The following is a 24896-nucleotide window of genomic DNA, read 5'->3' as shown; positions in this document are numbered from 1 at the left end:
GGGTGAACGACCCGGCGGTGGTCGGCTGATCGGGTTGTTCGGCGGGAATCGTGGTGGCGCTCATAGCGGCGGGCCGGGTCGGTCGGAATGCTGAGCGGCCATGTCCAGCCCCGACCTTCCCGCAGCCCCCGTCCGCTCGCCGTTCCCGGACTCCGACTACCCCGCGGCTCCCTATCCCGGTGCGCGGCCCGGCTTCTCGTTCGTCCACCTCGACGGCGTCGGCCGGGCGCTGACGCCGGACTCCTCCGTCCCCTCCGGTTGGCGCGTCAGCGGCGACGGTCCCGACGGGGGTTGCCTGGACGACTGGCTCGCCGAGCGCGGTGCCGCGCCGATGCGAGGTCGGCAGCTCGTGCTGGCCTACGGGTCGAACGCCTGCCCGTCCAAGATCACCTGGCTGCGCACCGAGCTGGGGCTGTCCGGGCCGGTGGTGGTGCTCACTGCCCGCTGCACCGGCCTGTCCGCGGTGTGGGCCGCGGGCCTGCGCGTCCACGACGGCCAGCGACCGGCCGTGCTGGTGGCCGCGCCCGGCGTGGTGGAGGAGCACGCGCTCTGGTTCGCCACCCCGGAGCAGCGCCGGGTGCTCGACCGGTGCGAGGGCCGCGGCGTCCGGTACCGGCTGGTCCACCTGCACGGGGACGAGCGGGTCCGGCTGGCCGACGGCAGCGAACCGCGGCGCGTGCTGGCCTACGCCGCCGCTGGCCCGCAGCGCGCCCCGCTGCTGGTCGACGGCCGCCCGGTCCGCTGCCTGGACGTCGACCAGCTCGCCGCCCGGGCGCTGCTCGGCACGCCCTCCGACGGCGACGGGCTGGTCTGCACCGAGATCACCGGCGAGCCCGACTGGTGATCACCGGCGCTGCTGGCGGAGCACGAAGCGCTGGATCTTGCCGCTCGGCGTCTTGGGCAGCTGCTCGACGAAGTGCACCGACCGCGGGTAGGCGTGCGCGGCGAACTTGCGCTTGACCAGCTGCTGCAGCTCGGTCACCAGCTCGTCGCCGCCGCTGGCCCCCGGGCGCAGCACCACGAACGCCTCCAGGACCTCGCCGCGCAGCTCGTCGGGGACGCCGATCACCGCCGCTTCGGCGACCGACTCGTGCTGGACCAGCACGCTCTCCACGTCGAACGGCCCGATCCGGTACCCGGCCATGATGATCACGTCGTCGTCCCGGGAGGAGAAGAAGAACGCACCGTCGGCGTCGCGGGACCCGGCATCGCCGGTCACGTACCAGCGGCCGTCGGCGGTGAACCGCTCCGCGGTCTTCTCCGGCGCGCCGGTGTAGCCGGTGAACCACATCAGCGGGCTGGTGGCGACCTCGATCGCGATCCGCCCGGCGGTGCCTGCGGGCGCCGGGTCGTCGCGGTCGTCGTAGAGCACCTCGGCCGACCAGCCGGGCAGCGCCGCGCCCATCGACCCCGGCTTGATCTCGTCGCGGACCCCGTCGGCCCAGGCGTTGACGATCATCATGCCGTGCTCGGTCTGCCCGTAGTGGTCGCGCACGGTCACGCCCAGCTCGCGCTCGGACCAGGACACCACCTCCGGGGTCAGCGGCTCGCCCGCCGAGGAGGCGCGGCGGAGCCGGATCCCGGCGGGGTCGGCCGAGGTGTCGGTGCGCAGGCTGCGGTAGACGGTCGGCGCAGCGGCGAAGTTGGTGACCCCGAACTCGCGCATCACCTGCCAGGTCCGCGCCGGGGAGAAGCCCGCGTGCAGCAGGATGCTGCGCCGACCGGCGGCCAGCGGACCGAGGATCGCGTAGTACAGGCCGTAGGCCCAGCCCGGGTCCGCGGCGTTCCAGAACACGTCGTCGGCCCGGACGTCCAGCCCGAACTCCAGGTACGCCTGGAAGGAGGCCAGCGCGCGGATCGGCACCGGAACACCCTTCGGGGTGCCGGTGGTGCCCGAGGTGAACAGCTGCACCAGCAGCCCGTCCCCGCCCAGCGGCACGGCCTGCCCGCCCGGCTCGTCGCCGGTGTAGCGGTCCAGCAGCGCGGTGAGCGACTGCTCGTCCGCGGAGTCACCGGCCACAATGGTCCGCCACGGCGCGTCGGCCGGGATGTCCTCGCTCGGCGCGAGTTTCGCGCGCTGGTCGGCGTCGACCACCACGACCTTCGCGCCGCTGGCCTGCAGCCGCAGTGCGATGGCCGGTGGCGCGAACGCGGTGAACAGCGGCACGTGGACCGCGCCGCGGCGCCAGATCCCCAGCAGCGCCACCACGAGGTCGGCGGACTTGCCCATCAGCACCGCGACCGCGTCGCCGGGGGCCACGCCCAGGTCGGCCAGCGCGGCGGCGAACTTCGCCGAGTCGCGCCGCAACCGGCCGTAGGTGATGTCCTGACTGGACAGATCCGGTTCGACGACGGTGAAGGCGACCGCGTCGGCGGGGTGGCCGTCGCAGAGCAGGTCGGCCGCGCAGGCGTCCGGGGTGTCGAACCGGGCGAGCAGTTCGGCCACGCGGGCCTCTGGCGCGGTGTTCGGCGTGGTGCTCAGCTCAGTGCTCACGGTCGGCCCCTTTCCCGGCTTCTTTGCCCCGGCGCTGCCGGGCGTTATGCTCCGCGCCACACAGCAGTCCCGGCTACCCCCGGAAAGGGGTGGATGTGCGAACCGGCGGTGACGCGCTCTTGCGCCCGGACGACGGCGACGCCTTCCGCCAGGCCGTCCGCGCGGTGCGGCAGCGGGCGGACATGCCCGTGTCCTTCGGCGGGCAGGCCGCCGAGGGCGCGCTGCACCTGTCGGAGCTCGCCGGGGTGCGCACCAACATGCTGAAAGGACTCCAGGTCCGGGCGGCGGCCGGGCTCGGCGGCCGGGTGCTGGCGCGGGGCAGGCCGGACGCGGTCAGCGACTACGCCACCGCGCTGACGATCAGCCACGACTACGACGCGCCGGTGCTCGCCGAAGGGATCAGCTCCGTGGTGGCCGCACCGGTACTGGTCGGCGGCGCGGTGCGCGGGGTGCTCTACGGCGCGGCGCGCGGTGCGGCCCGGTTGGGCGACCGGGCGATCGACGTCGTGGTGGGCGTGACCCGTCGGCTGGCCGACGAGCTCGCCGTGCGCGACGAGGTCGACCGCCGCCTGCGGCTGCTGCGCGCGGCGGAGACCACCGCGCCCCGGGAGCAGGTGGCGCTGGAGGAGGTGCGGGAGCTGCACGCGGAGTTCCGCGCCATCGCCCAGGGTCTCGACGACTCCGCCCTCCGCGACCGCCTGCACCAGGCCTGCGACCGGCTGGCGGGCCTGGCCTCGCCGTCCGGGGAAGCCCGGACGGCGAACCTGACGCCGCGCGAGCTCGACGTCCTCTCCCAGGTCGCCCTGGGCTGCACCAACGCCGAAACCGGCAACCGCCTCTCCCTGCGGCCGGAGACGGTCAAGGCCTACCTGCGCAGCGCCATGCACAAGCTGGACGTCCACAACCGGCACGAAGCGGTGGTGGCCGCCCGCCGCCAAGGCCTGCTCCCCTGACCTGCCGCGCCACCGGTCGAGGACACCTCGTGTCCGCCACCGCTCCGCGACTGCCGAACGTAATTGCGAAGAAACACTCCGCTACCGAAAATGTGGCGCTCGATACGCCCGAAATCGCCGGGTGCCCCCTTGCACAACGGCCGAACAACCCGCAGGCTTTTAACGGCACGCCCGCTGACCTGCGAGAACGGCAGGCGTGCTCGCCGGGTGGAGCGTCGGGGGTTTCACCCGGCATTCGGGGAACGGGTGGGCGGCGGTCGGGGCCGCCCACCCACCGGAAAACGAATACCCGCGACTCAGGGCTTGGCCGAATCGGTGCCGGGGTGCGGGGTGCGCCAGCGGCCCCGGGTGAAGTCCGGGAAGTCGACCGGGGCGCTGTTCTGCTCGATGGACCGCGCGCTGAGGGCGAACGGGGCGCTCCAGGTGGCCGAGTCGTAGACGTCGATGTCCGGCGGCAGGCCCAGGTGCATGGTCTGCGCGAGGCGGTAGAGCATCAGGTAGTCCATGCCGCCGTGGCCGCCCGGGCCGGGACCGACCTCCTTCCACAGCCAGTGGTCGTGCTCGGCGTAGTCGTCCCAGTTGCCCCACTCGTGCGGGGTCCCGGTGGGCTCCAGGTAGATCCGCGGCGGGTAGTCCTCGAACACGCCTTTGGTGCCCTGCAGCTGGTTCAACCGGCTGTAGGGGCGACCGTTGGAGACGTCGTGCACGAGGTGGATGACGCGGCCCTGCTCGGTCTGGATCAGGCTCATCGTCGCGTCGCCCTTGGCGTAGCGCTCCTGCCAGGCCGGGTCGTCCGGCGGCAGGTGCTCCTGCCGGTAGGCCGCCAGCCCCAGCGCCGGGGTGCTCATGGAGGTGATCCGCACCAGCCGGTCCCCGCGGTTGACGTCCAGGTAGGCCGCGACCGGGCCGAGCCCGTGCGTCGGGTAGAGGTCGGCGTTGAGCTTGGTGTGCCAGGCCCGCCGCCACTGCCCCGCGTAGTAGGTCTTGGAGAACAGCAGTTCCCGGAGGTCGTGCAGGTAGGCCCCCGCGCCGTGGAGCAGGTCGCCGAACATGCCGTCGTGGGCCATGCGCAGCACCCGCAGCTCGTTCTGCCCGTAGCAGCAGTTCTCCAGCTGGATGCAGTGCCGCCGGGTCTGCTCGGAGACGTCGACCAGCTCCCACAGCTCGTCGACGGTGACGCCGAGCGGGCACTCGACGCCGACGTGCTTGCCGTTGCGCATCGCGACGACGGCCATCGGCGTGTGCCACTCCCACGGCGTGGCGATGTAGGCGAAGTCCACGTCGTCCCGGGCGAGCAGGTTCTCGAAGTCGTGCTCGCCCGCGCTGTACTTGGCCGGTTCCGGCCTGCCCTGCTCGACCACCGCGCGCGCCGCGCGCTCCACCGCCTCGGCGCTGGTGTCGCACACCGCGGTGATCGCGACACCGTCCAGCTCCAGGAACAGCGGCAGCATGCTCGAACCCCGGTTGCCGACACCGATGATCCCGACGCGCACCACCTCGTGCGCCTCGAACGGCACGCCCATCATGGTTTCGCCCTTGGCCGCGGGCCACGCGTCCTGCGCGGCGGCCGCCCCGGGGGCCAGCCCGGCGAGTCCGAGACCTGCCCCCGCCGCCGCGCCGGAGCGCAGCAGGGTCCGCCGGGACAGGGCACTGCGCGGAAGCTCGACCATCATTCCTCCTGCGTGAAACTGCGTGTATTCACGTGAGTTCACGCACAATCGCACACCAGAGGTCGGGCCAGTACCGACGCGCGGCGGCTTCCCAGCTGATCCGTTCGGCGGCACGCCGGGCGGACCGGCGCGGGCGCTCGTAGTAGGTTGCCTGCGAACTGCGCGGAGGGGACTGCAATGAACCGGCACGAACGGCTGAGCAAACTGCTGGACATCGTCGGCCAGCGCGAACGCGCCGACGTCGAGGAGCTGGCCGCCGAGCTCGACGTCTCCGCCGCCACCATCCGGCGCGACCTCGACCACCTCGCCGAGCAGCAGCTGCTGGCCCGCACCCGCGGTGGCGCGGTGGCCACCAGCATCGCCTACGACCTGCCGCTGCGGCACAAAGCGGCCCGGCACGCGCCGGAGAAGCAGCGGATCAGCGCCGCGGCCGCGCGGCTGGTGCAGCCGGGCATGGTGATCGGGCTCAACGGCGGCACCACGACCACCGAGGTCGCGCGCAGCCTGGCCACCCGGCCCGACCTCGGCGAGCACGGCGACCCGGGGATCACCGTGGTCACCAACGCGCTCAACATCGCCAACGAGCTCGTGGTGCGCCCGCACGTCAAGATCGTGGTCACCGGCGGCGTGGCGCGCCAGCAGTCCTTCGAGCTCACCGGCCCGCTGGCCACCCACATCCTGCAGGAGATCACCCTGGACCTGCTGTTCCTCGGGGTCGACGCGATCGATCCGGAGCACGGCGCCTACGCCCACCACGAGGGCGAGGCCAGCATCAACCGGCTGATGGCCTCGCGCGCGGCGCGGGTGGTCGTGGTCGCCGACAGCTCCAAGCTGAACCGGCGCGCCTTCGCCCAGATCTGCGCCACCGACACCATCGACACGCTGATCACCAACACCGGGGTCGACGCCGAGGTGGTGCAGGCCTTCGAGGCGGCGGGGACCACCGTGCTGACCGCCTGAGGTGTTCAATTTTGATCGAATGGAGCATTGCTCCATCATTTTCGATCACCCTAAGCTCGCGCTGTTTCATCCGCCGACGGTCCGGAGGAACGCGCGATGGCGCAGTCGTCCACCCTGTCCGAGATCACCAGCCAGCCCGGGTGCTGGCGGCGCGCCGCCGAGCTCGCCGAGACGGTCCGCGACGTGCTGCCGCGACCGGGCGAGCGCGTCGCCGCGATCGGCTGCGGGACGTCCTGGTTCATGGCGCAGTCCTACGCCGCGCTGCGGGAGCAGGCGGGCCTGGGCATCACCGACGCCTTCGCCGCTTCGGAGATGCCGAGGTCTCGGCGCTACGACCGGATCGTGGCCCTCACGCGCTCCGGCACCACCACCGAGGTCCACCAGCTCCTGGCCGCGGTGCGCGGCACATCGCCGACCGTCGTGCTGACCGCAACCCCGGCCGAAGTGCGCGGTGCCGCCGACGAAGTGGTCGACCTGTCGTTCTGCGACGAGCGGTCGGTCGTGCAAACCCGTTTCGCCACAAGCACTCTCGCACTGCTGCGCACGCACCTGGGTCACCGCATCACCGAAGCCGCTGACCAGGCGGAAGCCGTCCTCAGTGCGCAGCTGCCCGCAGAACTGCTGGAAGCTCAGCAGTTCACCTTCCTGGGCACCGGGTGGTCAGCGGGCATCGCGCACGAGGCGGCGCTCAAGCTCCGCGAGGCGGCCGGGGTGTGGACCGAGTCCTACCCGGCGCTGGAGTACCGGCACGGGCCGGTGAGCATCGCCGAACCCGGGCGCGCGACGTGGCTGTTCGGCGGCGAACCACCCGGGCTCGCCGAGGAGATCCGCCGCACCGGCGCCGCGTTCGTGCACCACGCCGCCGATCCGATGGCCGAGCTGGTCCGCGCCCAGCTGCTCGCGGTCGGGCTGGCGGAGCGGCGCGGCATCGACCCCGACCGCCCGCGCAACCTCAGCCGATCCGTCGTGCTGCCCTGAAACCCGTTCTGGCGCAGCGCCTCTCGGAAACGTTCCCCCAGAAGCAGACCGCACAAGGAGGGTGTCATGTCCGGAGCCTCCCCCGCGCTGGGCGTCACCTCGCCGCTGGCGCTGCGGATCGTCGTGGCCGCGGCGACGATCGGCGTCATCTACGGCTACGACATCGGCAACATCTCCGGTGCCCTGCTGTTCATCACCGAGGAGATGGACCTCTCCCCGGCGCTGCAGGGCAGCGTGACCACCGTGCTGGTGGCGGGCAACATCGTCGGCGCGCTGCTGGCCGGGAAGCTGGCGACCGCGATCGGGCGCAAGGCGACCATGCTGGTCGTGGTGGCCGGGTACGCGGTGTTCGCCGTCTGGTCCGGGCTGGTCTCCGACATCCTGTGGCTGGACGTCTCGCGCTTCTTCCTCGGCATCAGCATCGGGTTGTCGCTGGTGGTGACGCCGATCTTCCTGGCCGAGTCGGCACCGGCGGCGATCCGCGGCGCACTGGTCGTCGGCTACCAGGTCGCCACCGTGACCGGCGTGCTCCTGGCCTACCTGGTGGACTGGAGCCTGGCCGAGTCCGGGAACTGGCGGCTGATGCTCGCGCTGTCCGCGGTGCCGTCGGTGCTGGTGATGTTCCTGCTGGTGAAGCTGCCCGACACAGCGCGCTGGTACGTCCTCAAAGGACGCCACGAGGAGGCGCGGCGCACCCTGCGGCTGGTCGATCCCGGCGCAGACGTCGACCGCGAGCTGGCCGAGATCCGCGCGGACATCGAGACCACGAGCAGCGGGCGGCTGGCCGAGATGTTCCGCAAGCCGTACGCGACGGCCACCCTGTTCGTGCTCGGCCTCGGGTTCCTGGTCCAGATCACCGGGATCAACGCGATCACCTACTACAGCCCGATCATCTTCGAGGAGATGGGTTTCCAGGGCAACGCCACGGTGATCGGGCTGCCCGCGATCGTGCAGGGCGCGGCGCTGCTGGCCACCATCGGTTCGCTGTTCGTGGTGGACCGGGTGGGGCGGCGGCCGATCCTGCTGGGCGGGATCAGCGCGATGATCGCCTCCAGCCTGGCCATGATCCTGGTGTTCGCCACCGGTTCGCTGGACTCCGGCGGCTCCTGGTGGGGCTTCGCGGCGATCCTGGTGTTCACCGCCGGGTTCAACTTCGGCTTCGGCTCGCTGGTGTGGGTGTTCGCCTCGGAGAGCTTCCCGGCGCGCCTGCGCGCTCTCGGCGCGTCGCTGATGCTGACCGCCGATCTGGTGGCGAACCTGATCGTGGCGCAGTTCTTCCTGCCGCTCATGGACGGGCTGGGCGGGGCCGCCACGTTCGGCATCTTCCTGGCGCTGTCGGCGATCTCCTGGGTCTTCGTGCACCGCTTCGCCCCGGAGACCAAGGGCCGTTCGCTGGAGAGCATCGGCACCTACTGGGAGAACGGCGCCCGCTGGCCCACCGCCGCGCGGGACTGACGGCCGCCCCGGCGCGGGACGGCCGCCGCGGGCCTCTCAGGCGGTGGCCCCGCCGTCGATCACCAGCTCGTGCCCGATCACGTGCGCCGCGTCGTCGGAAGCCAGCCACAGCACGGCCGAAGCGACCTCCGCCGGGGTGCTGACGCGCCCGGACGGCACCGCCGCCGCGAACCGCGCATCGCGCGCCGCGCGGTCCTCCCCCGGCAGGAAGGACATCGAGGTGTCGGTGCCGCCGGGGCTGACGACGTTGATGCGCACTCCGTCGGCGATGTGCTCGCGCGCCGCGGTGCGGGTCAGCGCCGTGACGCCCGCCTTGCTCGCGGCGTAGGCACCGACCCCCGGGCGGCGCTGCTGCGTCCCGATGTTGGATCCGATGTTGACCACGGCACCGCCGCCGTGCGCGCGCATGTGCGCGATCTCGTGCTTCATCGACAGGAACACCCCGGTGAGGTTCACCGCCAGCACCTGCGACCAGGTCTCGTCCGGCAGGTCGGCCACCGGGGCGGCGTCGCCGAGGATCCCGGCGGCGTTGCAGGCCACGTGCAGCCCACCGTGCCGCTCGACCACCGTGCTGACCATCCGCGCGGCCGATTCCGGATCGGAGACGTCGGCGACGACGTGGTCGGCGCGACCTCCGGCGCCGGTGATCTCCCGCACCACCTCGGCGAGCGGGTCGGCGCTGCGCCCGCTGACCACCACTGTCGCCCCTTCGCGGGCGAACGCGGCTGCGGTGACGCGGGCGATGCCGCCCGCACCTCCGGTGACCAACACGACCTTGCCGTCGAACCGGGCGACCATGGGAGCTCCTGTATATGGACTGATCGATCTCGTATTGCGGCGAACTTCGCCTCACGTCGAGCAGGAACGTTAGACCATTCGAGATCGATCAGTCAACAATGGTCCGCTCACCCCAGCAGGGCACGCATCTGGGCGGCCGCATCGCGGATCCGGTCGGCGTCGGCGGGCGCGCGGCCCATCACCTGAATCCCCTGGAAGAACACCAGAAGCATCCGGGCGAGCGCCCGCGGGTCCCGGTCCGCCGGGAGATCGCCCTCGGCGCGGGCGCGGGCCAGCACCGAGGTCAGCGACGCCTCCAGGAACGACCAGCTCGCCTCCACCAGGCGCTGCACGTCGGCGTCCCGCGCAGCCGACTCCACGGCCGCGTTGACGACCATGCAGCCGACCCGGTCGACGTCCCCGGCCGCCTTCGCCGCGTACCGGTCGATGAGCCGGTGCACGCCGTCCAGCGCGGACCCCGCGGACAGCGCTTCGACGACCGACTCGTCGGTGATCCGCAGGTAGCGCTCCAGCGCCTTGAGGTAGAGCTGCCGCTTGTCGCCGAAGGTGGCGTAGATGCTGGCCCGCGCCACGCCCAGGTGGGCCACCAGCTCCGCGGTCGAGGTGGCTTCGTAGCCGCGTTCCCAGAACAGCTCCAAGGCGCGCTGCAGCGCCACGTCCGGGTCGAACTCCTTGGTCCTGGCCATCCCCGGACGGTACCTCTTTCCAGACCGACCGATCAAATACAACCGGGTCGTCGACTTGCACAGCGCACCGCGGAGCGGACGCTGGGCCCCGGGAGCCGCACCGGCTCCCGGACACCAGCGGAAGAGGGGTGAGCACGATGACCGAGGAGCTGCGCGGGCGCCGGGTGGCCATCCTCGCCGCCGACGGGGTCGAGCAGGTCGAGCTGGACCAGCCGCGCGCGGCGCTGGAGGACGCCGGGGCGCGGGTGGAGCTGCTCTCGACGCACCGCGGCGAGATCCAGGCCATGAACCACGACATCGACAAGGGCGACCGGTACCCCGTCGAGCGCGAGGTCGCCGACGCCGCGGTGGACGACTACGACGCGCTGGTGCTGCCGGGCGGCACGATCAACCCGGACAACCTGCGCCGCGACGCCGCAGCGGTCGGCTTCGTCCGGGACTTCGTCGGCTCCGGCAGGCCGGTCGGCGCGATCTGCCACGGCCCGTGGACCCTGGTGGAGGCCGACGTGGTGCGCGGCCGGCGGCTGACCTCGTTCTTCAGCATCCGCACGGACCTCCGCAACGCCGGTGGCGAGGTGCTCGACGAGGAGGTGGTCGTCGACGGCAACCTGGTGACCAGCCGCCAGCCGGGGGACCTGCCCGCGTTCACCGGGAAGCTGGTCGAGCTGATCGCGGCGGCCGAACCGGCTGCGCGCACCTGATCCCCCAGCGCCCGTCCCGGCCCCGGCGACGGCCAGAATGGGGCGGGTCGGGAGGAGCGCACGTGCATCAGGAGCGGGGCGTGGTGGCCGCGCTGGAACGCCACCAGGTCGGGATCTACCTCGCCGCGATGGTGCTCGGTGCGCTGCTGGGCCGGGCGGCGCCCGCGGTGGGCAGCGGTCTCGAACCGCTGATCAACCCGGTGCTGGGCGCCCTGCTTTACGTGACGTTCCTGCAGGTTCCGGCGGCGGAGCTGGCGCGTTCGCTGCGCGCCGGGCGGTTCCTCGCCGCCGTGCTGGTGGTGAACTTCGTCGTGGTGCCGCTGGTCGTGGCGGTGCTGTTCGCGTTCCTGCCCGCCGATCTGGCCGTGCGGCTGGGCGTGCTGCTGGTCCTGCTCACGCCGTGCGTGGACTACGTGATCGTCTTCTCCGGGCTGGCGGGCGGCAGCAGTCGGCGGCTGCTGGCGGCCACTCCCCTGCTGCTGCTCGCCCAGATGCTCCTGCTCCCGGTGTTCCTGCTGGTGTTCCTGGGGCGTGAGCTCTCGGACGTGGTGGCGGTCGGACCGTTCCTCGAAGCTTTCCTGGTGCTCATCGTCATCCCGCTCGCACTGGCCTGGGCCACGCAGGCCTGGGCGGCGCGGCGGCCCGCCGGGCGGAAGGTCGCCGAGGCCGCAAGCACCGCGATGGTCCCGCTGATGGCGATGACGTTGCTGACCGTGGTCGCCTCGCAGGTCCCGGCGCTCGACGGCCGGGTCGCGGACGTGGCGCTGGTGGTGCCGCACTACGTGGTGTTCCTGGTGGTGATGCCGTTCGCCGGGATGGCCGTAGCCCGTCTGCTCCGACTGGACACCTCGGACGGACGGGCGGTGGTGTTCACCGGGGCGACGCGCAATTCGCTGGTGGTCCTGCCGCTGGCCCTCGCCCTGCCGGACCACCTGGCCGTCGCCGCGGTCGTCGTGGTCGCCCAGACCCTGGTCGAGGTCGTCGGCATGGTGATCTACGTGCGCGCCGTCCCGCGCCTGCTGCCGACGCGCTGACCGCTGCGCGCGGCGCGCGGCGCGCACCGGACGCACCCTGGTGGTACCCACACTCCGACGGGGCCGCCCATGTCGTACCGAACCTGTTCACGGCGGGAGTTCCTGGCCGCGGCCGCGGCGCTGTCGCTGCTCACCGCGTGCGAGCGGCCACCGCCGAATCCCCCGCTGCCCGACTGGATGCTCACCCCTGACGCGGCGGATCCCGAGCTGTGGCGCGACGCGCTGGTCGTCCAGGACCTCCTGGTGCGCCACCGGGAGATCCGGCGCGAGGTGGAGCACTACTCGTACGGCATCCGCGCGACCACCACGAGCCCGGCGGCCGACCTGGCCGAGCAGATCCGCGTGCACGTCGCGCAGATGCAGTCGCGGCTGCAGCGCGGCGCGGCGATCCGGCAGGACGATCCGCTGTTCGCCGCCATCTTCGCGCACCACCGGCAGGTGGACCTGCGGGTGGAACGGCTTCCGGACGGCGTGCGGGTGACCAGCACGTCCGCGGACCCGGTGGTGGTGATGCTGCTGCGGCAGCACGCGGTGCACGCCGTGTCGGAGTTCGTCGCCGACGGGGTGGAGCGCGCGCGGCGACCGACCCCGCTCCCGCCTGGCTACCCTGGCTGAGACGGCCCCGGCGGATTCGACTGAGCGCACCCCCGCGGAAGGTGCACCGACGTGCCCCCGCCACCGCCGGTGCGGCGTCGTCATCGCCCCTCCACGAGGGGTTCGGCATCGAAATGGGATGGCAGGTCAACACGTGTTCGAACACCGATCGGCAGCAATGGTGCACGCCGGGCGGACAATGGCAGGAGCGAGCAATCCGGACTCGGCCGGAGGCGTGCCCGACATCAGCGCGGAGTGGTACCGCGACGTGGTGGGTTTCGCCGCCGACGCTCCGGGCTGGTTGCAGGGCTTCGCCGCTTTCTTCACCGAGGCAGCGCTGGTGCTGCTCTTCGGCTTCTTGCTGCTCGCCTGCTGGCGAGCACGGCGGATGCCCGCGCGAGCGCTGGGGATCGCGCTGCTCGGCGTGGTGGGCGTGGGGGTCGCCTACTCGCTGAGCGAGCTGTTCAAGGTGCTGGTCGCGGAGGAGCGGCCGTGCCGCGCGATGCAGGTGAGCACCATCGTCGCGTGCCCGCCACCGGGCGACTGGTCCTTCCCCAGCAACCACTCGGTCATCGCCGGTGCGGCCGCTCTCGGCGTTTTCGCGGCCTGGCGGGCGCTGGGAATCCCGGCGCTGCTCCTCGGGATGGGCACGGCGTTCTCCCGGGTCTTCGTCGGCGCCCACTACCCGCACGACGTGCTGGTCGGATTCCTGTTCGGCGCGCTCGTCTCGACGGTGCTGGTGCTGCTGCTGTCCCGGACGGCGACGCAGCTGGTCGAGAAACTGCCGATGTACCGGGCGAAACCCGCCGCGGTCAGCGCGGCCGAGCAGCCGACGGTGCGGATTCCGCGCCTCTGACACCGATTGCGCCGCGGGGCGGGCCGGTTTCCGGTCCGCCCCGCTTCTGCACCGGTTCGCCGGACGCGGCCGGTGACCGGCGCCGCTAAGATCCGGCGACAACGCCGGACCTGGAGGGGGTGAGCATGCTCGGCACCCACTTCTCCCGGTACTGGTTGTCGGCGTTCCTCAGCGATTTCGGCGACGGGGTCCGCCTGGCCGCGTTCCCGCTGCTGGCGTTGCAGGTCACCGATGCACCGGCCGCGGTGGTCGCCGTGACGGCCGTGCAGCAGGTCCCGTGGCTGCTGGCCGGGCCGGGGGTCGGCGCCGTCGTCGACCGCTACGACCTGCGGCGGATCATGGTCGCGGTCGACGTGGTCCGCGCGCTGGCGATCGCCGTGCTGTCGGTGTCGGTGGTGGCGGGCGCGGTGAACCTGCCGCTGATCTACCTGACCGCGTTCATCACCGGCTCGGGCGAGCTGGTGCGCGACACCGCAGCGGCGACGGCCGCGCCGCGGCTGGTCGACCCGAACGGCCTGGAACGCGCCAACGGACGGCTGATGGCCGGTCGGCTGGTCGGCAACGAACTGGCCGGACCGGCGGTCGGGGGCTGGGCCTTCGGCGTCGCGGCCGCGCTGCCGTTCGGGCTCAACGCGGGCGGGCTCGGCCTGTCCGCCCTGCTCCTGCTGACCCTGCCGTCGGTGTTCGCCGCCCGGCCGCGCCAGCCCGGTGCGGTCGGCGTGGTTCGGGATCTGCGCGAAGGTTTCCGCTGGCTGCGCGGCGACCGCCCGGTCCGGAACATGGTCCTGGCCGTCGGCCTGGTCGCCGTCGCCGACGGCGCGCTCCTGGCGCTGCTGGTGCTGTACGTGACGCGGGTGCTCGGACTCGGCGCCGAGGTCTACGGCCTGCTGCTGGCCTTCGGCGCGCTGGGCGGGGTCGTGGCCGGTGCGTTCTGCGCGCGGGTGTCGGCCAGGCTCGGGCCGCTGCGCGTGCTGAGCGCGACCGTGCTCATCATGACCTCCGCGCACCTCGTGCTCGGGCTGACCAGCAACGTGTACTGGACCGCTGCGGCGCTGGTGCTCAGCAGCGGCGCCTTCGCCATGTTCAACGTGACCTCGTTGACCCTCCGTCAACGCCGCTCCCCCGCGGAGATGCTCGGCCGCGTGAACAGCACCTACCTCACGGTCGGGCGCGCGGCCGAAGCGCTGGGCGCGCTCGCCGGTGGAGCGCTGGCGACCGTCGCGGGCATCCAGGTCCCGATCCTCGCCGGGGTGCTGCCGCTGGTGGTCGCGGCGGTGCTCATCGCCCGCGCCCACCCGTTCCGGCAACCGGCCTGATCGCGCCGAAAACCAGTTGCCCTCCGCTGCCGACTCCTGCTGCACTGTCCGGGCCCGATTCGACGAGGGAGGAGCACAGCATGCGCACAGCCACGTCCTGCCCGCAGGTCATCACCACCTACGCAGAGGACGTGGAACTTCGTGCGCACGTTGAACTTGGGGATCCTGGCCCACGTCGACGCCGGTAAGACGAGCCTCACCGAGCGGCTGCTGCACGCGGCCGGGGTCACCGACCGGCTCGGCAGCGTCGACCGCGGCGACACCCGGACCGATTCCCTCGCCCTGGAACGGCAGCGGGGCATCACCATCAAGTCGGCGGTGGTCTCCTTCGTCGTCGCCGACGTCGCGGTCAACCTGATCGACACCCCCGGTCACCCGGACTTCATCGCCGAGGTGGAGCGGGTGCTCGGCGTCCTCGACGGTGCGGTGCTGGTGATCTCCGCCGTCGAAGGCGTCCAGGCGCAGACCCGGGTGCTGATGCGGACCCTCCAGCGCCTGCAAATCCCGACGCTGGTCTTCGTCAACAAGATCGACCGGAGCGGGGCCCGGGTCGACCAGGTGCTGCGCGACGTCGCGGCGAAGCTGACACCGGCGATCGTCCCGATGACCAGCGCTGTCGATGCCGGAACCCGCGATGCGGCGGTCTCCTCGGACGTCGCGGTCGCGGTGGACGTGCTCGCAGAGCACGACGAGGCGTTGCTGGCCGCCTACGTCGGCGACGAACCGATACCGCCCTCGCAACTCCGAAATGCGTTGGTGCAGCAGGCCAAGCGGGCGCTGGTGCACCCGGTTTACTGCGGCTCGGCGACCACGGGTGCCGGTGTCGCGGAGTTGATCGCGGGCATCGCGGAACTGCTCCCGGCCGCTGAAGGCGATGCGGACGGTCCTGCCTCCGGGACCGTGTTCAAGGTCGAGCGCGGTCCCGCCGGGGAGAAGATCGCCTACGCCCGCATGTTCTCCGGCACCCTGCGCACCCGCGATCGGCTGCCCGGCCGCAGCGGTGCGGAGCAGAAGGTCACCGCGATCAGCGTCTTCGACCGCGGCGGGACGACGCACTGCGACTCGGTGAGCGCAGGGCGGATCGGCAAGCTGTGGGGGCTCGGCGAGGTCCGCATCGGTGATGCGATCGGCACGCCGCGCCGCGGCCCCGACCAGCACTTCGCGCCGCCGACGCTGGAGGCCGTGGTCGTCCCCCGCCGCCGCGCGGACCGGGGCGCGCTGCACGTCGCGCTCACCCAGCTCGCCGAGCAGGACCCGCTGATCGACCTGCGGCAGGACGACGTCCGGCAGGAGATCTCCGTCTCGCTGTACGGCGAGGTGCAGAAGGAGGTCGTCCAGGCGACGCTGGCCGCGGAGTACGGCATCGACGTCGACTTCCGGGACACGGTCACCATCTGCGTGGAACGCCCCCTCGGCGCTGGAACCGCGGTGGAGGTGATCGGCGAGCCGCACAACCCGTTCCTGGCCACCGTGGGGCTGCGCGTCGAGCCCGCGACCAGCGGCGCCGGGGTGGACTTCCGGTTGGGCGTGGAGCTCGGTTCGATGCCGCCCGCCTTCTTCAAGGCGGTCGAGGAGGCGGTGCTGAGCACGCTGCGCCAGGGGCTGCGCGGGTGGCAGGTCGGCGACTGCGTGGTGACCATGACGCACTCCGGCTACTGGGCGCGGCAGAGCCGGGCGCACGGCACGTTCGACAAGAGCATGTCGAGCACGGCGGGCGACTTCCGGAACCTCACCCCGCTGGTGCTGATGACGGCGCTGCGCCGGGCCGGAACGGCGGTGCACGAACCCGTGCACCACTTCCGCCTCGACATCCCCGCGGATGCGCTCAGCGCGGTGGCCCCCGCGGTGGCCCGGTCGCAGGGGGTGCCGCAGGCGACCACCACGCGCGGTGCGTCGACCGTGGTGGAGGGCGAACTGCCCGCTGCCCGCGTGCACGAGCTGCAGCAGAGGCTGCCCGGCCTCACCCGCGGCGAAGGCGTGCTGGAGACCTGGTTCGCCCGCTACGCGCCGGTGCGCGGGGAGCCACCGGTCCGGCCGCGCGCCGACCACAACCCGCTCGACCGGGAGGAGTACCTGCTGCGGGTGGCCCGGCGCACCGGCTGACCGCCCGGCGGGCGGCCCCGGCCGGACCTACACTCCGTGGAGCGATGGGGGTTCGGCTCGGCTCCGCAGGCGATTACCTACTCGTTTCCTGGAGCGACCGATGGCTGAGCAAGGGCAACGCCGTCACGGCTACCGAGAAGGGCTCGGGGGCGAACTGCTCGCCGAGTTCCTGGGCACGTTCGTCCTGATCCTGCTGGGCTGCGCCTCGGTGGCGGTCGCGGTCGCCGGGCTGCCCGGGTCCGGCCGCCAGTCCGACGCGTTCGGGCCCGCGAACTGGCTGATCATCGCCTTCGGCTGGGGCTTCGCGGTGGTGTTCGGCGTCTACGTGGCGGGCGGGGTGAGCGGCGCGCACATCAACCCCGCCGTGACGCTGGCCTTCGCGGTGCGGCGGGCCTTCCCGTGGCGGAAGGTCGTGCCGTACGTGTTCGCCCAGCTGGTCGGCGCGTTCGTCGCCGCGGCCCTGGTGTTCGCCACCTACAGCTGGGCGATCGACGCGTTCAACGCCAAGGCCGGGCTGTCCCGGAACCAGTCGCTGGACACCTTCGCCATCTTCGCCACCTTCCCGGCCAAGTACTTCGCCGGGTCGTGGTGGGGACCGCTGCTGGACCAGGTCGTGGGCACCGCGGTGCTGGTGCTGCTGATCTTCGCGCTCATCGACGCGCGCAACACGGCACCGGCGGCCAACCTGGGCCCGTTCCTGATCGGCATGGCGGTCACCGCCATCGGCCTGACCTTCGGCCCCAACGCCGGTTACGCGATCAACCCGGCGCGCGACCTGGGACCGCGGCTGTGGACGTTCCTGACCGGCTGGGGTGATATCGCGCTGCCCGGCAGCTACCAGTGGTTCAGCTGGTACTTCTGGATCCCCATCGTCGGCCCGCTGGTCGGCGCGGTGATCGGCGCGGTGGTCTACGACCTGTTCATCGGCCACGTGGTCGCCGCCCGCACCGCACCGGAACCCGGCCGCACGAGCGACCAGCCGCCGCCCGCGGAGTGATCGGCACCGGTTAGCCGCAGCCGGGCGCGGGTACTCGCGCGGTGTGCTTCCGAGTCTCTTCGCCAAGGAGGGCACCATGACCAGCTTGTTGCCGCGGCCGAGCATGGGGTTGGCGGACATCTTCCAGATGTTCGAGAGCGAATGGCCCTTCGGCGAGCGCCACGCGATGCGCGTGGAGACCTTCACCGAGGGCGACGAGTTCGTGATCCGCTGCGAACTGCCGGGCGTGAACCCGGACGAGGACATCCACATCAACGTCGAGGGCAACCAGCTCAAGATCAACGCCGAGCGCAAGCACGAGGAGCGCACCGAACGGCACAGCGAGTTCTACTACGGCACCTACAGCCGCAGCATGCTGCTGCCGATGAGCTGCAACACCGACGAGATCAAGGCCGAGTACGAAGCGGGCATCCTCACCATCCGCATGCCCCGGAGGGAAACCGAGGTCAGCAAGGAGATCCCGGTATCCCGCAAGGGCAAGTAACCACCCACCACCCGGGGCGGCGCAACTCCCGCGCCACCCCGGATGACCCGATTCCCCCTGCGCCACAAGCCATCTGAACCGCCGCAACGCCCGAGCGAGCTCCGGCGGCCATCGCAAAGTGTCCGATGTGGACTTCCGTAGACCTCGCTCGGGTCATGAGTGCGTAACGGTGTTCGAACGCTGTTACGCACTCACGACCAGTTAGCCGAGCAGGGACTCTCGCTGGGCCGAGAAGAAGCCGGTCGTCAGCATACGGGCGTCCCGCGATGCGCTGGACTGCACGCGTGGAGAAGTCCAGCCAGCCTTCTGCCGCGCAGCGCCAGAACTGCGCTGGAGCGGGACGCTCGCGGCGCGGACGGTGCACCCACGGTGTCGCCGAGCGCGGAGTACTCGCTCTCCGAGCTCGGGCGGGGGTTGCTCGTGCCGCTGTCCGCGGTGGCCGACTGGGCTGACCAGCACGGCTCCGAGATCGACGCCCGCGCGGGGTCGGCGGGGTTGATCAGCCAAACCGATTAGGTGCGGGTCACGGGCTCGTCAATGTGACGAATTGAGGCTGTCCATTCCGGGCTCGGGGCCTTACTCTGTGGACGTCTCGAACGCTCCGAGCGCGGCGCACCCGGCACGCCTGCGCGGCAGCGTGCGAACGTCGATCAGGACAGGAGTTGCAAGTTGAGCGAGCCGACGTACTACGCCCCCGAGGGTGGCCTGCCGTCGCAGACGACGCTGCTGACCGACCGCGCCATCGTGAAGGAGGCGTACACCGTCATCCCTCGCGGTGTCCTCCGCGACATCGTCACCAGCAACCTGCCGGGGTGGGACAACACCCGCTCGTGGATCCTCGCCCGCCCCATCGCCGGGTTCGCCACCACGTTCGCGCAGTACATCGTCGAGGTCGGACCGGGCGGCGGGAGCGCGCAGCCGGAGCCGGAGAGCGGCGTGGAGTCGGTGCTGTTCCTGCTCACCGGCAACCTCGACGTGGTCATCGAGGGCGAGAAGCACCAGCTGACCCCGGGCGGGTACGCCTTCCTGCCGCCGGGCGCGAACTGGTCGGTGGCCAACACCTCCGACGCGGTGGCGACCTTCCAGTGGGTGCGCAAGGCCTACGAGTTCGTCGAGGGCATCCCGACGCCGAAGGCCTTCGCGGTGCAGGAGCAGGACATCGAGCCGACTCCGATGCCCGACACCGACGGCCGGTGGGCGACCACGCGGTTCGTCGACCCGAACGACCTCTCGCACGACATGCACGTCAACATCGTGACGTTCGAGCCGGGTGCGGCGATCCCGTTCGCCGAGACGCACGTGATGGAGCACGGGCTCTACGTGCTCGAGGGCAAGGCCGTCTACCGGCTCAACGACGACTGGGTGGAGGTCGAGGCCGGTGACTTCATGTGGCTGCGCGCCTTCTGCCCGCAGGCCTGCTACGCCGGTGGCCCCGGCAAGTTCCGCTACCTGCTGTACAAGGACGTCAACCGCCAGATCAAGCTGACCTGATCGAAGTGGTGGCCCGGCGGCGCGATCCGCCGGGCCGGTCCAAGAGCTCGGCCAGCGCACTGCGCGCACGAGCCGCGTACCTGTCCGGGTGCAGGTGCGCCATGCCCAGCAACCACACCACGGCTTCCAGCTCACGCGCCCGGCGAAACGGGGCGAGATCCGTTGTCCGGCAAGGACTTTCTCCGATCACCTCGGCGTATGCGCGGAGTGCGGCGGGAGCGTCGGAGGTGAAGTTCCCGGCCAGCACGGCGAGATCCCACTCCCGGGGACCGCGGCAGGACTCCTCGAAGTCCGCCCACCGCCACCGCCCGTCCGCCAGCAGCAGGTTCCCCGGATGGGCATCGCCGTGCAGGACCGCAGCCGGACCGCCGATGCCGTCCACCTCGGCGAGCACCGCCTCGTGCCGCACCCGCAGGGCTTTCAGCTCGGCTGAAGACAGCACGTGCTCGCGCTCCAGCGCCGCGAGACCGTCCTGGATCTGGTCCCGGACCGGGGTCAACCACGGCAGCTCGTCCGGGTAATCGGCCAGCGCGAGGTGCAACCGGGCCAGGGACTCGCCGCAGGACTCGGCATCCGCCCGCTGCGGCGAGCACGGCAGGTAGGTCCAGAAGCTCACCCAGAACCCGTCGCGCTGGTGCGGCCCCGGATCCACGCCCGGCGCGGGCGGGATGACCGCTGCTCCTCGCCGGGCCGCGTGCGCGGCGACGGAGACCTCCCGCGCCAACCAGGCCGACGGGTCGCTGCGGGTCCACGCGGTCGAGGTGGCGACCCGGGCGACGACGGGCTCCGGTGCCAGGTGCACGACCAGGTTGCCCCGCTCGGAGACGACCTGCGGGTCCGCGGTCGGCAGACCCGCGCCGCGCGCGGCGGCCACCGCCGCGGCCAGCCCCCTCCTGGTGCGGGTTCGGTGGTCGTCCGGGGTCACCGCTCCAGTATCCGGTGGCCCGCAACCGGATTTCGGCGCGACTTCGGGAACTGGGCTGCACGTCATCCCGCCTTCTCCTAGAGCGCGCCTTGACCGTGACCATGCGCCCGATCACCGGGCGCGACGAGCTCGAACTGTTCTCCCGGCTGCCCTGCACGCTCAACGAGGAGCTGGCCGACGACCGGAGTCGATGTGGGTCGCGCTGCGCGGCGACCGGATGCTGGCCCGCGTGGCCTGGTGGAGCCGACCGGGCGACGCCACACCGAGGATCCTCGACGTGGTCGACCTCGACAACGCGCCTCCCGCCGCGCCGGGTACGTCGAGTTCCAGCGCGAGATCAAGATGACCTGGCGCTGACCTCCCGGACCCCGGCGAACAGGTCGTGCTCGGGGACCTCGGTGGGCACCGACGACCTGGCGAGGTGGTAGTCCTCGGTGGGCCAGATCTCCCGCTCGATCTCCCTGGGGTGGGCGAAGAACGGGCTGTCCGGGCCCATCTGGGTGGCGTGCGCGAGCGCGGCGCGGTCCCTGGTCTCGAAGTGCTCGGGGCAGTGCACGCGGGTGGTGACCTCCAGTTCCGGGGCGTCGTCGGGCCATTCGTCGAGCACCGGCCCCATCAGCGAGTCGACGCCCCGGTGCAGCATCGCCTCGTGCAGGGCCTGGAACCACTTCCGGGACAGCGCGACCTGGTAGTAGAGCTTGAGCGGCTGCCACGCCGTTCCGGCGTCCGGGCAGCGCTTCGGGTCCCCTGCCGCGTCGAAGGCCGCGACCGCGACCTCGTGGGTCTTGATGTGGTCCGGGTGCGGGTAGCCGCCGGACTCGTCGTAGGTGATGACCACGTGCGGTCGGAACTCCCGGATGACCGCCACCAGCGCGGCGGCCGCGACCTCGGTGGGCTCCAGCGCGAAGCACCCGGCGGGCAGCTGCTCGCCCGCCGCGGGCAGCCCGGAGTCGGTGAACCCGAGGAACTGCTGCCGCACGCCGAGGATCTCGGCCGCCGCCGCCATCTCCTGCCGGCGGATCTCGGCGATGTTCTCCCGGATCTCCGGACGGTCCAGAGCTCCGTTGAGCACATCACCGCGCTCACCGCCGGTGCAGGTGACGACGAGGACCTCCACCCCCTCGGCGGCGTAGCGGGCCAGGGTCGCGGCGCCCTTGCTGGACTCGTCGTCGGGGTGGGCGTGCACGCTCATCAGGCGCAAGGTCATGTCGATTCCCCTTCTCGGGACGGGAACAGGAAGGCGGGGACGAGGCTCAGCGCGGTGAGGCCGAAGGCCCACCAGAACGTGTCGCCGAACGCCGCCGCCGGATTCGGGTCGCCGTTCTGCAGCACGACGACCAGCAGCGCTGTGCCGAGCGAACCGCCGACCCGGTTGAGCACGTTCAGCGCGCTCGCCGCTCGCGGCGCCTCGTGGCGGGCCACGCTGCGGTAGACCGCGGTCATGCCGGGCGCCATGGTCAGGCCCATCCCGATGCCGCGGAGCACCAGGGACGCGGTCAGCAGCCAGCCCGGTGGTCCGGCCGCGAGCTGGGTGAAGGCCAGCGTCCCCGCCAGGGCTGCGCCGATGCCGGTGAGCAGCAGCGGGCGCGGTCCGAGCCGGTCGGTCAGCCGCCCGGCCAGGTAGGTGGTGATCGCCGTGCCGAACGCCTGCGGGGCCAGCAGCAGTCCGGCCGCCAGCGCGCTGACCTGCTGGACCTGCTGGTAGTACAGCGGGATCAGCAGCATCGAGCTGTACAGCGAAGCCCCGAGCAGGAACGAGTTGCCGGTGGCGGCGGCGAATCCCCGCCTGGCGAAGAACCGCAGGTCGATCAGCGGCACCTCAGCACCGCGCAGTGCGTGCACCGCGTAGGCGACCAGCAGCGCCGCCCCGAGCAGCAGCGGCGCGAGCGTTCCGGGCGCGGTGAAGCCGCCCGCCTCCCCCGCCGCGGTGAACCCGTAGACCAGCGCCGCCAGGCCCGGCGAGATCAGCACGAGCCCGCGCAGGTCCAGCCGGTTCTGCGGGGTCCGGGCGCCGATCGACGGCAGCCAGCGCACCGCGACCAGCAGCACGGCCGCGCCGATCGGCAGGTTGACCAGGAACATCCACCGCCAGTCCAGGCCCTGCACGATCAGCCCGCCGAGCACCGGGCCGAGCACCGGCGCGAACATCACCGGCACCGAGGTCACGGCCATGACCCGCCCCATCCGGGAAGGTCCGGCGGCTTGGGCCACCATCGCCTGGCCGACCGGCTGCATCATCCCGCCGCCGATGCCCTGCACCACGCGGAACGCGATCAGCGCCGGGGCCGACCAGGCGAGCCCGCACAGCGCCGACCCGCCGACGAACACCGCCACCGAGAACAGCCACGTCCGCTTGGCGCCGAACCGCTCCGAGACCCAGCCGGAGATCGGCATCACCACCGACACCGCGAGCAGGTATCCGGTCATCACCCACTGCACGGTGCTCAGCGGCGCACCGAGGTCCCGCGCGACCGCGTCGATGCCGACGTTGACGATCGTCGCGTCCAGCCCGGCCAGGACGGCGGCGCAGAGCAAGATCCCCGCGGCGCGCCACATCTCGGCGTCCGCCCGTTCGGTCGAACGCGCCGCGCGGGCGCTCACCGGAGCCGTCATGGTCACCTCCTCCCGTTCGAAAGACCGAACGAAACTTATGTCGAACCCACTAATTAGGTCAAGCCTAATTTCTGGGTCTGGTCTAAACTGGGTGTCATGAGCACGACGGGGTTGCGGGACCGGCGCAAGCGGCAGACGCGGCAGGAGATCTCCGACATCGCCACCCGGCTGTTCACCGAGCGCGGGTTCGAGGACGTGACGATCGCGCAGGTGGCCGCGGCCGCCGGGGTGGCGAAGATGACCGTCACCAACCACTTCCCGCGCAAGGAGGACCTGGTCCTCGACATCCACGAGGAGTTCGTCGCGCGCCTCGGCGAGGTCGTCGCCGGTCGCCGCGACGGCGAATCACCGCTGGCCGCGCTGCGCCGCGCCTACTTCGCGGACCTGGCCCGCCGCGATGCGATGCTCGGGTTCGCCGGTCCGGACTTCGTCCGCCTGATCACCGGGAGCCCCACCCTGCTGGCCAGGCTCCGGGAGATCCACGAGGAGCGGGAAGCCCCGCTGGCGGCCGCGCTGACCGACGAGTTCGACGAGTTCACCGCCGAACTGGTCGCCGCGCACGTCGTCGCCGTGCACCGGACGTTGTTCCGCGAGGTGCAGCGGCGCACGCTCGCCGAGCAGGACCACGACGAGATCGCCGCCGCGGTCGAACCCCTGGCGGCGCGAGCCTTCGACGCGCTGCAGCGACTGCTCGACGCCGACTAGGCGCGGTCCGGCGCCGGTGCGGCGTCCAGGTGCTCGGCGACCAGGTCGAGCAGGGCGTCGACCTCGTCGGGGTCGTACCCGCCCGCCTCGGCCTCGCGGAACTCCGCGGAGCGCACCTCGTCGGCGGTCAGCGCGTCGACCCCGCGCAGGGTCGCCGCCACGCGGTCGAGCAGGGCGTCGACCTCGTCCACGTCGTAGCCGCGCTCCCCCGCCGTCGCCTCGCTGAACACCACGCTGCCGATCGCTTCCGCGGTCAGCTTCGGGGTGCTGGGCATCCGGCGGAAGGCCTGGGCGATCGGCATCCGCTGCGCCGGGATGGCCCGTTCGCGCGGCGCCAGGTGCTTGAGGCTGGCCGACACCATCACCAGGAACGCCACCACACCCGCCTCCTGGTAGCCGGGGTGGCCGGGCTTCGGCGGGTTGAACCGGGCGGTCAGCAGGTCCTGCGCGGTCAGGGTGTCGGCTCCGCGCAGCGTCGCCGCGACGCGGTCCACGAACGCGTCCACCTCGGCCTTGTCCACCGCGGGCTGCTGCGGTCCGGCCTGGTCGAAGCCGGGGTGGGCCACCAGCTCGGCCTGCTTCGGCTCCTCGCTGCGCCGCACGATCTCGGTCTTCGGCTGGGGGCGGGGCTTCGGCTCGGCGCGCCGCGTCACCGGTCGTTTCCGGTCCTCGCGGACCTCGCGCTTCATCAAGGTGAGCGCGATCTGGTCCAGGAAGGCGTCGACCTGCGTCTTCTTGTAAGCCCTCGAACCGCGCTTGCGCGGGCTGAACCGGACCGTCAGCACGTCGCGCGCGGTCACCACCGGCTTGCCGCGCAAGGTCGCCACGACGCGTTCGAGGAACGCGTCCACCTCGGCCTCGTCGTAGCCGCGTTCGCGGCGCCAGGCCCTGGCGAAGACCACGTTGCGCACGTCGTCGGGGGTGAGCATCGGCGTGCCTCCAGGCGAGCGGGTTCCACCGGACGCATCCCCGGCCACCGCGCCGGGCCCCGACTCGCCCGTTCTGCGCCGCACAGCTTGCCCAAGCCGACCCGCGAGATCAAGCCCCTGCGCCACCGGACCCGGTCCAGCTGCGCCGAACGGC

24 protein-coding genes are annotated in these 24896 nt (G+C 72.0%); 16 read left to right on the top strand and 8 right to left on the bottom strand.

Translation table 11 applies throughout. The features are described 5' to 3' along the window. Positions 1-100 precede the first annotated feature (100 nt). Positions 101-844, top strand: a complete 744-nt coding sequence (locus tag F1721_RS31885) for a hypothetical protein (RefSeq protein WP_150070549.1) — start codon at positions 101-103, stop codon at positions 842-844. Here F1721_RS31885 and F1721_RS31880 read toward each other — a convergent pair whose 3' ends face one another. After that, positions 845-2494, bottom strand: coding sequence for an AMP-binding protein (locus tag F1721_RS31880; protein WP_150070548.1), 1650 nt, complete (start codon positions 2492-2494; stop codon positions 845-847). Positions 2495-2589: 95 nt separating this feature from the next. Between F1721_RS31880 and F1721_RS31875 the strand changes: the two genes are divergently transcribed. Further along, positions 2590-3447 carry a helix-turn-helix transcriptional regulator gene (locus F1721_RS31875; protein WP_246155430.1) on the top strand — a complete coding sequence of 286 codons (858 nt, stop codon included), beginning with the start codon at positions 2590-2592 and terminating at the stop codon, positions 3445-3447. 296 nt (positions 3448-3743) lie between these two features. On the opposite strand, the gene F1721_RS31870 is transcribed toward F1721_RS31875, so the two are convergent. After that, complete coding sequence (locus F1721_RS31870) at positions 3744-5117, bottom strand: Gfo/Idh/MocA family protein (RefSeq protein ID WP_211840714.1); 1374 nt, start codon at positions 5115-5117, stop codon at positions 3744-3746. A gap of 177 nt (positions 5118-5294) precedes the next feature. On the opposite strand from F1721_RS31870, the gene F1721_RS31865 reads away from it, so the two are divergent. From F1721_RS31865 to F1721_RS31855, 3 genes are all read left to right on the top strand, one after another. Then, on the top strand, positions 5295-6077 hold the full coding sequence (locus tag F1721_RS31865; protein WP_150070546.1) for a DeoR/GlpR family DNA-binding transcription regulator: 783 nt from the start codon (positions 5295-5297) through the stop codon (positions 6075-6077). 96 nt (positions 6078-6173) lie between these two features. Continuing rightward, positions 6174-7055, top strand: coding sequence for an SIS domain-containing protein (locus F1721_RS31860; protein ID WP_150070545.1), 882 nt, complete (start codon positions 6174-6176; stop codon positions 7053-7055). Between the two features lie 66 nt (positions 7056-7121). After that, positions 7122-8510 carry a sugar porter family MFS transporter gene (locus F1721_RS31855; protein ID WP_150070544.1) on the top strand — a complete coding sequence of 463 codons (1389 nt, stop codon included), beginning with the start codon at positions 7122-7124 and terminating at the stop codon, positions 8508-8510. A 36-nt stretch (positions 8511-8546) separates the two neighbouring features. Here F1721_RS31855 and F1721_RS31850 read toward each other — a convergent pair whose 3' ends face one another. Together F1721_RS31850 and F1721_RS31845 are read right to left on the bottom strand one after the other, a co-directional pair. Continuing rightward, entirely contained in the window at positions 8547-9308 is a 762-nt protein-coding gene (locus F1721_RS31850) for an SDR family NAD(P)-dependent oxidoreductase (protein WP_150070543.1), read from the bottom strand. Between the two features lie 107 nt (positions 9309-9415). Then, positions 9416-9994 (bottom strand): TetR/AcrR family transcriptional regulator, encoded by a 579-nt coding sequence (locus tag F1721_RS31845; protein WP_150070542.1) that lies wholly within the window; start codon positions 9992-9994, stop codon positions 9416-9418. Positions 9995-10131: 137 nt separating this feature from the next. Here F1721_RS31845 and F1721_RS31840 point away from each other — a divergent pair, with 137 nt between their 5' ends. The 10 genes from F1721_RS31840 to F1721_RS31795 all read left to right on the top strand — a co-directional run bounded on the left by F1721_RS31840 (position 10132) and on the right by F1721_RS31795 (position 19570). Next, entirely contained in the window at positions 10132-10695 is a 564-nt protein-coding gene (locus tag F1721_RS31840) for a type 1 glutamine amidotransferase domain-containing protein (RefSeq protein WP_150070541.1), read from the top strand. Positions 10696-10823: 128 nt separating this feature from the next. Continuing rightward, complete coding sequence (locus F1721_RS31835; RefSeq protein ID WP_211840716.1) at positions 10824-11729, top strand: bile acid:sodium symporter; 906 nt, start codon at positions 10824-10826, stop codon at positions 11727-11729. 69 nt (positions 11730-11798) lie between these two features. Further along, on the top strand, positions 11799-12344 hold the full coding sequence (locus F1721_RS31830; protein WP_150070539.1) for a hypothetical protein: 546 nt from the start codon (positions 11799-11801) through the stop codon (positions 12342-12344). Between the two features lie 214 nt (positions 12345-12558). Beyond that, positions 12559-13179 carry a phosphatase PAP2 family protein gene (locus F1721_RS31825; protein WP_170301670.1) on the top strand — a complete coding sequence of 207 codons (621 nt, stop codon included), beginning with the start codon at positions 12559-12561 and terminating at the stop codon, positions 13177-13179. A gap of 125 nt (positions 13180-13304) precedes the next feature. Continuing rightward, a complete protein-coding gene (locus F1721_RS31820; RefSeq protein WP_150070537.1) occupies positions 13305-14495 on the top strand; it encodes an MFS transporter in 1191 nt (396 codons plus the stop codon). Positions 14496-14636: 141 nt separating this feature from the next. After that, positions 14637-16598, top strand: coding sequence for an elongation factor G (locus tag F1721_RS31815; protein ID WP_150070536.1), 1962 nt, complete (start codon positions 14637-14639; stop codon positions 16596-16598). A gap of 100 nt (positions 16599-16698) precedes the next feature. Further along, positions 16699-17595, top strand: a complete 897-nt coding sequence (locus F1721_RS31810; RefSeq protein ID WP_150070535.1) for an MIP/aquaporin family protein — start codon at positions 16699-16701, stop codon at positions 17593-17595. Positions 17596-17671: 76 nt separating this feature from the next. After that, positions 17672-18079: an Hsp20/alpha crystallin family protein gene (locus F1721_RS31805; protein ID WP_150070534.1), complete on the top strand. Its 408-nt coding sequence runs from the start codon at positions 17672-17674 to the stop codon at positions 18077-18079. A gap of 369 nt (positions 18080-18448) precedes the next feature. Next, a complete protein-coding gene (locus tag F1721_RS34645; protein ID WP_170301667.1) occupies positions 18449-18595 on the top strand; it encodes a hypothetical protein in 147 nt (48 codons plus the stop codon). A 153-nt stretch (positions 18596-18748) separates the two neighbouring features. Continuing rightward, positions 18749-19570, top strand: a complete 822-nt coding sequence (locus tag F1721_RS31795; protein WP_150070532.1) for a bifunctional allantoicase/(S)-ureidoglycine aminohydrolase — start codon at positions 18749-18751, stop codon at positions 19568-19570. Here the strand turns inward: F1721_RS31795 and F1721_RS31790 are convergent. The 3 genes from F1721_RS31790 to F1721_RS31780 all read right to left on the bottom strand — a co-directional run bounded on the left by F1721_RS31790 (position 19557) and on the right by F1721_RS31780 (position 23108). Next, positions 19557-20495: a phosphotransferase enzyme family protein gene (locus tag F1721_RS31790; RefSeq protein ID WP_150070531.1), complete on the bottom strand. Its 939-nt coding sequence runs from the start codon at positions 20493-20495 to the stop codon at positions 19557-19559. The two genes, F1721_RS31795 and F1721_RS31790, sit on opposite strands and share 14 nt — an antisense overlap. A gap of 337 nt (positions 20496-20832) precedes the next feature. Further along, the gene (mca, locus tag F1721_RS31785; RefSeq protein ID WP_150070530.1) at positions 20833-21702 is read right to left on the bottom strand and encodes a mycothiol conjugate amidase Mca; all 870 of its coding nucleotides are present in this window, start codon (positions 21700-21702) and stop codon (positions 20833-20835) included. After that, positions 21699-23108 carry a DHA2 family efflux MFS transporter permease subunit gene (locus F1721_RS31780; RefSeq protein ID WP_211840713.1) on the bottom strand — a complete coding sequence of 470 codons (1410 nt, stop codon included), beginning with the start codon at positions 23106-23108 and terminating at the stop codon, positions 21699-21701. The genes mca and F1721_RS31780 overlap by 4 nt, the downstream gene beginning before the upstream one ends. A 96-nt stretch (positions 23109-23204) precedes the next feature. On the opposite strand from F1721_RS31780, the gene F1721_RS31775 reads away from it, so the two are divergent. Beyond that, positions 23205-23813, top strand: a complete 609-nt coding sequence (locus F1721_RS31775) for a TetR/AcrR family transcriptional regulator (protein WP_150070529.1) — start codon at positions 23205-23207, stop codon at positions 23811-23813. Here the strand turns inward: F1721_RS31775 and F1721_RS31770 are convergent. Continuing rightward, complete coding sequence (locus tag F1721_RS31770) at positions 23810-24742, bottom strand: DivIVA domain-containing protein (RefSeq protein WP_150070528.1); 933 nt, start codon at positions 24740-24742, stop codon at positions 23810-23812. The genes F1721_RS31775 and F1721_RS31770 overlap by 4 nt on opposite strands. Positions 24743-24896: the final 154 nt, after the last annotated feature.

Origin of the sequence: Saccharopolyspora hirsuta (genome assembly GCF_008630535.1) — a bacterium.
GTDB classification, from domain to species: domain Bacteria; phylum Actinomycetota; class Actinomycetes; order Mycobacteriales; family Pseudonocardiaceae; genus Saccharopolyspora; species Saccharopolyspora hirsuta.
The sequence above is the reverse complement of the archived record's forward strand: the minus strand, read 5'-3'. Positions and strand labels throughout refer to the sequence as shown.